We start from the raw sequence: 3,101 nt of genomic DNA on the forward strand, positions 1-3,101 counted from the left end.
TGACCATCTTTTACCTTGTGAGGCACTTCAGCAACATAATAATCCACCGCAAAATAGCTAATAATAGCCAAAATTGGTGCGACAATTAATGAGGTGATAACATGTTTATTTTTAAAGAACATAATATTTTTATTATAAATAAAAATGCCCAGCATAGCTGGGCATAAAATTCAGGATTTGATATTTTATTAACTTGTTAATTTAAACTTTATTTGTAAAGGGAAAATTAAGAAAAAAATATAACAAACTAATAAGGCAATTTTATTATTTCAATGAAACTCATAAAACGCCTAAATAAAATATTTCAACCCATTATTATTTACACAACCGTCTATTTAATAAACAATTCATGCAAACAAACCATTTTAGCTAGAAGCTGGAACACGAATGTTCTCAATCATCTTCTCGACATTAGCAGGTATTTTAGCAGTACGACTCATTACAATAAATGCTACTGCAAAGTTAACTAATGCACCAATAGCACCAAATGCATTTGGCTCAATGCCCAGGAACCAATTAGGATCCATATCACCTAAGAAAGACGTTGATTGTACAAACATAATTCCTTTGTGTTGGAATACATATAACAATGTAACACCAATACCAGACAACATACCTGCAATAGCACCTTCTTTATTCATCTTCTTAGAGAAGATACCCATCATTAACACTGGGAAGAGACTTGATGCAGCCAAACCAAATGCGAGAGCTACCGTTCCTGCAGCAAAGTCTGGTGGGTTAAAGCCGTAATAACCAGCAATTAAAATAGCGCCAATCATTGATAATCTAGAGTACCTCAACTCTTCTCTTTCACTAATATTAGGCTTCCAAACACCCTTTAATAGGTCGTGGGAAATAGATGATGCAATAGCCAACAACAAACCTGCCGCTGTTGATAATGCAGCAGCCAAACCACCCGCAGCAACAATTGCAATTACCCAATTAGGCAATCCAGCAATTTCTGGATTTGCTAACACCATGATATCTCTATCAACCTTAACCATTTCATTGGTCTTCTTATCACCGGTGTAAGAAATTAAGCCGTCATTGTTCTTATCTTCAAACTTTAACAAGCCTGTTTTTTCCCAGTTTTTAAACCATGAAGGTCTATCAGCATAAGCCAAATTTTGCTCAGCGTTAGGCTGATCAATAGTTGTCATTAAGTTTAGTCGAGCCATACCTGCAACTGCTGGCGCAGTTGTATATAGAAGTGCGATAAATATTAATGCCCAACCGGCAGATTCACGCGCAGCCTTAACAGACTTAACTGTAAAGAATCGCATGATAACGTGAGGCAAACCTGCTGTACCAATCATTAAAGATAATGTGTATACAAACATGTTAGTTGCGCTTAATCTTGCTTGCGTGGTGTATTCCGCAAAACCTAACTGAGTTACAACTTGATCGAGTTTATCGAGTAAGTATGTACCATCTGCCATTGTACTACCCAAACCTAATTGTGGAATAGGGTTTCCTGTTAAATGTAAAGAAATGAACACAGCTGGAATTGTATAAGCAAAAATCATAATCACGTATTGTGCAATTTGAGTATAAGTAATACCTTTCATGCCGCCCATTACTGCATAGAATGCCACAATAACCATACCTGATACCAAGCCTGTTTCATAATCCACTTCTAAAAATCTTGAGAATGCTACACCGATACCTTTCATTTGACCAATTACATAAGTTACTGAAGCAATAATCAAACAAATAACTGCCACAACACGTGCAGTTTTTGAATAGTATCGATCAGAAATAAATTCTGGCACTGTAAATGATCCATGCTTCCTCAAGTAAGGCGCTAATAGCATTGCTAATAACACGTAACCGCCAGTCCAACCCATCAAAAATACTGAGCCACCATAGCCATAAAAGGCAATCAAACCAGCCATTGAAATAAATGACGCTGCACTCATCCAATCGGCGGCTGTTGCCATACCGTTAGCTACTGGATGAATACCACCGCCAGCAACATAAAACTCGCTTGTTGAACCAGCTCTGGCCCAAAAAGCAATACCAATGTAGACAGCAAAAGTTACGCCTACAAATAAAAATGTTAATGTTTGTAAATCCATTAGTTCTACTCCCCTAATTATTTTTCTTCAACACCAAATTCTTTGTCAATTTTTCCCATGCTCTTTGCATAGTAAAAAACCAGAATTACAAATGTATAAATTGAACCCTGCTGAGCAAACCAGAAACCAAGTTTGTACCCACCAAGTCTTATAGTGTTTAGCGCATCAACAAAAACAATGCCAAACAAGTATGAAACAGTAAACCAGATAGCTAAACATTTGACAATCAATGAAATGTTAGCTTTCCAGTAGTTATTATTATTAGCCATGAACAACCCCCTCTTTTTTTAATTCAGAACGATTTTACACCGAATAATTTTTATCCACCTAACTATCATTAGATGCTAATATATTTTTCTAGAAAGCTTTTTAGAAAGTTACTCAATCTTTAAGTAATTTAGTCAATAGTGAAGTTAACGTTTGCAACTCACGTTTAGATAGTTTTGATTCAAAAAATTGCTTAGAAGCATATTGTATTGTAGGATATTTTCGCTCAATGAAGCGGACACCTGAATCAGTTAGCCTGACAATTTTGCTTCTCTTATCCATGGGATTAGCATCTCGAACAATATATTTTTTACTTTCTAGCTTAATTAAAACCTTGGTGAGCCCGCCAGAAGAAACCATCAATGAATTTGATAACGACGAAGGAGTTAAACGGTGAGGATAAGGAAATGACCTGAGTAAAACCATGACTTCTAATTCAAAAAAAGAAAAATCAAACTGATTACAAGTCTGCTCCATTAATAAATTAAATTCCGTTGAAGATCTACTTAAGTTAATTGCCGCCATGGCCAGCTCAACATTAATATCTGGCCAATTTTCATGAAATCGAATTTCTGTATTTTCAATTTTAATAAAGTTAATCATTACTTAATACAATGCCCTACTATTTCATCACATAAAAAAATGACGCTAAAGCGTCATTTTTTTTAACTTAAATAATAGTGAAATTACTCTTCTGTTACTTCAGTTACCTCATCAACACCTTCGTCAACTGCAGTTGTTGACAATTCTGCTTCA

General features: G+C 35.4%; 3 protein-coding genes. All 3 read right to left on the minus strand.

Translation table 11 applies throughout. The features are described 5' to 3' along the window. Window positions 1-365: 365 nt before the first annotated feature. Complete coding sequence (locus PSN35_RS06790) at window positions 366-2,078, minus strand: sodium:solute symporter family protein (protein ID WP_300031270.1); 1,713 nt, start codon at window positions 2,076-2,078, stop codon at window positions 366-368. Between the two features lie 17 nt (window positions 2,079-2,095). Next, complete coding sequence (locus tag PSN35_RS06795) at window positions 2,096-2,347, minus strand: DUF4212 domain-containing protein (protein WP_300031273.1); 252 nt, start codon at window positions 2,345-2,347, stop codon at window positions 2,096-2,098. 112 nt (window positions 2,348-2,459) lie between these two features. Then, on the minus strand, window positions 2,460-2,948 hold the full coding sequence (locus PSN35_RS06800) for a winged helix DNA-binding protein (RefSeq protein ID WP_300031276.1): 489 nt from the start codon (window positions 2,946-2,948) through the stop codon (window positions 2,460-2,462). Window positions 2,949-3,101: the final 153 nt, after the last annotated feature.

The organism is Candidatus Thioglobus sp., assembly GCF_028599055.1.
Classification (GTDB): Bacteria; Pseudomonadota; Gammaproteobacteria; order PS1; family Pseudothioglobaceae; genus Thioglobus_A.

Excerpts from the sequence above, each read along its gene's own strand:
- PSN35_RS06790 (WP_300031270.1), bottom strand. The coding sequence starts at position 2,078 with ATGGATTTACAAACATTAACATTTTTATTTGTAGGCGTAACTTTTGCT.
- PSN35_RS06795 (WP_300031273.1), bottom strand. The coding sequence starts at position 2,347 with ATGGCTAATAATAATAACTACTGGAAAGCTAACATTTCATTGATTGTC.
- PSN35_RS06800 (WP_300031276.1), bottom strand. The coding sequence starts at position 2,948 with ATGATTAACTTTATTAAAATTGAAAATACAGAAATTCGATTTCATGAA.